Origin of the sequence: Marseilla massiliensis (genome assembly GCF_016899855.1) — a bacterium.
Lineage (GTDB): Bacteria > Bacteroidota > Bacteroidia > Bacteroidales > Bacteroidaceae > Prevotella.
On the sequence record NZ_JACJJG010000155.1, the window covers coordinates 1 to 5,242 of the forward strand.

3 protein-coding genes and 1 pseudogene are annotated in these 5,242 nt (G+C 52.2%); 2 read left to right on the forward strand and 2 right to left on the reverse strand.

Annotated features, from left to right (window positions below; all coding sequences use genetic code 11):
• Positions 1 to 97, forward strand: a pseudogene (locus tag H6A34_RS15080) (IS982 family transposase); the annotation flags it as partial.
• Positions 98 to 241: 144 nt separating this feature from the next.
• Here the strand turns inward: H6A34_RS15080 and pckA are convergent.
• Positions 242 to 1,855, reverse strand: a complete 1,614-nt coding sequence (gene pckA / locus H6A34_RS13715) for a phosphoenolpyruvate carboxykinase (ATP) (protein ID WP_205105975.1) — start codon at positions 1,853 to 1,855, stop codon at positions 242 to 244.
• 417 nt (positions 1,856 to 2,272) lie between these two features.
• On the opposite strand from pckA, the gene upp reads away from it, so the two are divergent.
• Positions 2,273 to 2,932 carry a uracil phosphoribosyltransferase gene (gene upp, locus H6A34_RS13720; RefSeq protein WP_205105976.1) on the forward strand — a complete coding sequence of 220 codons (660 nt, stop codon included), beginning with the start codon at positions 2,273 to 2,275 and terminating at the stop codon, positions 2,930 to 2,932.
• A gap of 315 nt (positions 2,933 to 3,247) precedes the next feature.
• On the opposite strand, the gene H6A34_RS13725 is transcribed toward upp, so the two are convergent.
• Positions 3,248 to 5,104 carry a 4-hydroxy-3-methylbut-2-en-1-yl diphosphate synthase gene (locus H6A34_RS13725; protein ID WP_205105977.1) on the reverse strand — a complete coding sequence of 619 codons (1,857 nt, stop codon included), beginning with the start codon at positions 5,102 to 5,104 and terminating at the stop codon, positions 3,248 to 3,250.
• Positions 5,105 to 5,242 lie beyond the last annotated feature (138 nt).

The window sequence follows — 5,242 nt, forward strand, 5'->3', positions numbered from 1 at the left end:
TTCCAACCTGATTGCAGGGCTTATCGCATACAACCTGCTACCTAAGAAACCGTCACTCAATATTGACATCATTGATAAAAGCAGGCTTATTGCATAAGATTATTATACCGAACTCACGTGTTTTTAACATCACAGCCAAGGATTCGCCGCCTCCGGGTGACACTTCAACACCCGGCCGTGAGCAATAAAAAAGCCCCGCCATTACGAAGGCAGGGCTTTTCATTTATGTATTTACAAGAACTTAGAGCTGCGGACCAGCTGCTACGAGAGCCTTGCCGGCCTCGTTGCTCTCATACTTCTTGAAGTTCTTGATGAAGCGTCCTGCGAGGTCCTTAGCCTTCTCCTCCCACTGAGCAGCGTCAGCGTAAGTGTCACGAGGATCGAGGATGTGCGGATCAACGCCCTCAAGCTGTGTAGGAACAACGAAGTTGAAGTAAGGAATCGTCTTCGTAGGAGCCTTGTCGATTGAGTGGTCGAGGATTGCGTCGATGATACCACGAGTGTCGCGGATAGAGATACGCTTGCCTGTTCCGTTCCAACCGGTGTTTACGAGGTAAGCCTTAGCGCCGCTCTTCTCCATCTTCTTAACCAGCTCCTCAGCGTACTTTGTAGGATGCAGCTCGAGGAATGCCTGGCCGAAGCAAGCAGAGAATGTAGGAGTAGGCTCGGTAATGCCGCGCTCTGTACCTGCCAACTTAGCCGTGAATCCTGACAGGAAGTAGTACTTTGTCTGCTCTGCGTTCAGGATTGATACGGGAGGCAGTACGCCGAATGCGTCAGCTGACAGGAAGATTACCTGCTTAGCAGCGGGTGCGTGAGAAATCGGGCGTACGATATTCTTGATGTGGTAGATAGGATAAGAAACGCGGGTGTTCTCGGTTACGCTCTTGTCAGCGAAGTCTATCTTGCCGTTAGCGTCAACTGTTACGTTCTCGAGCAGTGCGTCGCGGGTGATAGCGTTGTAGATGTCGGGTTCGCTCTCCTTGTCAAGGTTGATAACCTTAGCGTAGCAGCCGCCCTCGTAGTTGAACACGCCGTTGTCGTCCCATCCGTGCTCGTCGTCGCCGATGAGCAGACGCTTCGGGTCGGTTGACAGGGTTGTCTTACCGGTTCCTGACAGACCGAAGAAGATAGCGGTGTTCTCGCCGTTCTTGTCGCAGTTAGCTGAGCAGTGCATTGAAGCGATACCGCGCAGAGGCATAAAGTAGTTCATCATTGAGAACATACCCTTCTTCATCTCGCCGCCGTACCATGTGTTCAGGATTACCTGCTCCTTTGAAGTTACGTTGAATACTACTGCTGTCTCAGAGTTGAGTCCCAGCTCCTTCCAGTTCTCAACCTTAGCCTTAGAAGCGTTGTAAACGATGAAGTCGGGCTCCTGCTCGAAATCAGCCTCGCTTTGGGGACGGATGAACATGTTGGTAACGAAGTGAGCCTGCCAAGCAACCTCCACGATGAAGCGAACCTTCATGCGGGTATCCTTGTTGGCGCCGCAGAAACCGTCAACTACGTACAGCTTCTTGTTTGAAAGCTCCTTCAGCGCGAGCTCCTTAACGGCAGCCCAAGCCTCTTTTGAAGCGCGGTGGTTGTCGTTGTGGTACTCCTCGCTGTCCCACCATACCGTGTCGTGAGACGTCTCGTCGTCTACGATGAACTTATCTTTAGGCGAACGGCCGGTGTAGATACCGGTCATTACGTTTACTGCACCAAGCTCGGTCTCCTGGCCTTTGTCATAGCCTGTCAGACCTTCTTTTGTCTCCTCGTTGAACAGAACCTCATACGAAGGATTGTAAAGAACCTCGGTTGCGCCCGTGATTCCATACTTCTCTAAAACTGACTTATCAAACTTTGCCATTTTTATATGTATTAAAAAAGTGAATTATGTTCCTGAACAGTGTACCTTAAATCGCCCGCAAAGGTAGTAAAAAATAATGTTTTCACAAGGGATTGCGGTCATAAAAATCACGGCCGTAAAGTGTTTTTAGGTTAAAGTATTAAAATTTTAAACAGCCCGAAGTGCTTTTGTAACTCGCAGTTTGCAAAAATCGTGAAATGTTTTTATTTTTGCAGGAAAATCATTATAGGGAGTTAAGAAGTAATGCAGTAAAGAAGTTGAGACGTATGCCTTGCCTAATGGGCATCAGAGGCCGGACAACAGACATAAGAAACATCGCCCGGAACGTTATTTTCTCAAAGCGGAGGCTGCAAGGCACATGCCTTAACTTCTTTACTCCATAGCTCTTTAAATCCTCAAAAAAAACTATATATACCCATGCAAATATACGACCTTAGCAAAGAGAACTCGATTGTCAACCAGTTCATGGCCGAACTGCGTGACGCCGACTACCAGCGTAACCGCCTGCTGTTCCGCAACAACATCATGCGCATCGGCGAGATGATGGCTTACGAAATAAGCAAGAAGCTTGATTATGCGGCACGCGACATCACTACCCCACTGGGCACATCGCGCATCAACCTGCCTGCCGACGACATCGTGCTGGCCACGATCCTGCGTGCCGGACTGCCCTTCCACACCGGCTTTCTCAACGTGTTCGACCACGCAGGCAACGCTTTCGTCAGCGCATACCGCGAATACACTGACGACAGCCACACCGAGGTGGGCATTCACGTAGAGTATCTTGCCACGCCCGACCTCGGCGGAAAGACGCTCATCATAGCCGACCCAATGCTCGCTACGGGCGGCTCTATGGAGCTGGGCTACAAGGCTTTCCTCACCCACGGCACACCGAAGCGCATACACGTGGCCTGCGTAATAGCGGCGCCCGACGGCATTGAGCACGTCAAGAACTCGCTGCCGGCCGACCGCACTACCGTATGGTGCTCCGCAATCGACCCTGCACTGAACGAGCATAAGTACATCGTTCCCGGATTCGGCGACGCCGGCGACCTGTGCTATGGCGGAAAGATGTAACGCGATTGATGGCCTTTTGCTTTCCGAAAGGTCGTTAATTACAATCTGAAAGGCCGTCTTTCGCATTGCGAAAGACGGCCTTTTATAACTCATTGAATATCAAGACTATCGAGATTTGAAAATCTGAAATCAAGAATTACGGTTTGAATGAGCGGAAGGATGAGGGTTGAGAATGGAGAATTATGATTACCCTTAAGTATTTGGCAATGATAAAATGTATCGTAAACCAAAATATTCCAACCTCTATTCCTTATTATTTTACATCCTCACGTCCAACATGACAAACCATGATTATCCATTCTCAACTCTCAATTCTCAATTTGAAGACTCTCTGATAAGCCTCAACAGGTGTTCTACGGCCTCGTCTTCGGGAATGTTTTTCTCCATGCACTGCTTGCCACGGTACAGCGAAATCTTGCCGCGCCCGGCACCTACGTAGCCGTAATCGGCGTCGGCCATCTCGCCCGGACCGTTCACTATGCAGCCCATAATGCCTATCTTCAGCCCCTTCATGTCCTTCGTTGCCTCCTTGATACGTGCTATCGTCGAGCGCAGGTCGTAAAGGGTGCGACCACAGCCGGGGCAGCTTATATACTCAGTTTTCGACGTGCGTAGGCGCGCTGCCTGCAATATGCCGAAAGCGGTTGACGTAACGTCGGCGCCCGTAAGCGTGCCGTCGTTCATCAGCCAGAGGCCGTCTGTCAGTCCGTCGAACATCAGCGCGCCCATGTCTGCAGCCGACTCAATCTGAAAGTCGCTCTTCTCCTCGCGCGAGTGGCGGTACATCTGACAGAACACGACGGGATTCGAAAGTCCTGCCGACATCATTTCATGCACCAACGCGCGCTGCTCGCCAAGGCGGTTCTTGTGGTTGCTCATGCTTACAACTACCACCTCGGGGTGCGACTTGAGGCATGCCGTGTACTCGTCGGCGTCCGCCCCGTAAGGCAGAACGAGGAACTTCAGCGGCGCATCTATTGCGGATATTAGCGGAACGGCGTTGTACGGGAATACGGGATATACGCCTTCAGTGTCCTGCAGCTTGGCGTAAGTGTTGAAATCCATGATATACTTCTGTCCTGGCAGCCTCCTGTCGGGCAGCGTACTGCCCGTGTACACATAGTCGGGACGCATGTCAGCACCGGCGTCCAGCGCCGCGGGGTCGCCTCCGCCGAGCATTGTGGCAATGACAACAGGCACGTTCCTGCCGCCGATGTTCATCACCGGCACGGTATTACGCCGCTCAGGGCGCAGCCAGTCGAAGCCTGGCGCCTCAGCTCCGGGTATCATAGTATGGCCTGCACGGGCCGTAATGTAGTCTACCAGATGGCGTGCCACTGGAATTTCAGCCTCGGGTTCCTCGCTCAACGATACCCTGACGGTGTCGCCAATGCCGTCGGCCAGCAGCGCGCCAATGCCAGCAGCGCTCTTTATCCGGCCGTCTTCGCCCTCTCCGGCCTCGGTCACTCCGAGGTGAAGGGGATAGTGCATGTCTTCCTTCTCCATCTCGCTTACGAGCAGACGGACCGACCGCACCATCACGACAGTATTGCTCGCCTTGATTGATATTACAACGTCATTGAAACATTCGCGCTTGCATATCCGCAGAAACTCCATGCAACTCTCGACTATTCCCTCGGGAGTGTCGCCGTAACGCGACATTATCCGGTCTGACAGCGAGCCGTGGTTGACACCTATGCGCAACGCTGTGTGGTTCTCCTTGCAGATGTTCAGCAGGGGCACGAAGCGCTCCTCAATCTTCTTCAGTTCGTCGGCATATTCCTCGTCGGTGTACTCAAGGTGCTTGAACGTGCGCGCCGGGTCGACATAATTGCCGGGATTTATTCTCACCTTCTCGGCATATAGCGCGGCAACCTCGGCCACATGCGGGTTGAAATGGACGTCGGCCACGAGCGGAGTCATGAATCCGTCCTCCCTCAGCCGTGCGTTGATGTTCTTCAGGTTCTCGGCCTCGCGCACCCCTTGCGTGGTCAGGCGGACATACTCTCCGCCCGCCTTGATAATCCGTTCGGCCTGGGCCACGCACGCCTCGGTATCGGTTGTCGGCGTTGTAGTCATCGACTGCACCCTAATCGGGTTCCCGCCGCCCATCGGAGTGCCGCCAACATGCACCTCAACGGTATCGCGACGACGGTAATTGAAAAGATCCATAAACGTTGATTTGATAAAAGGAGTTAAGGAGTTAGGAAGTTAAGGAGTTAAGACAAATGTTTTGCAAATAAAAACGCAGGATTTAAATGCCGGCAAGGCTATTGTCTTAACTCCTTAACTTCCTAACTCCTTAACTCC

Excerpts from the sequence above, each read along its gene's own strand:
- upp (WP_205105976.1), top strand. The coding sequence starts at position 2,273 with ATGCAAATATACGACCTTAGCAAAGAGAACTCGATTGTCAACCAGTTC.
- pckA (WP_205105975.1), bottom strand. The coding sequence starts at position 1,855 with ATGGCAAAGTTTGATAAGTCAGTTTTAGAGAAGTATGGAATCACGGGC.
- H6A34_RS13725 (WP_205105977.1), bottom strand. The coding sequence starts at position 5,104 with ATGGATCTTTTCAATTACCGTCGTCGCGATACCGTTGAGGTGCATGTT.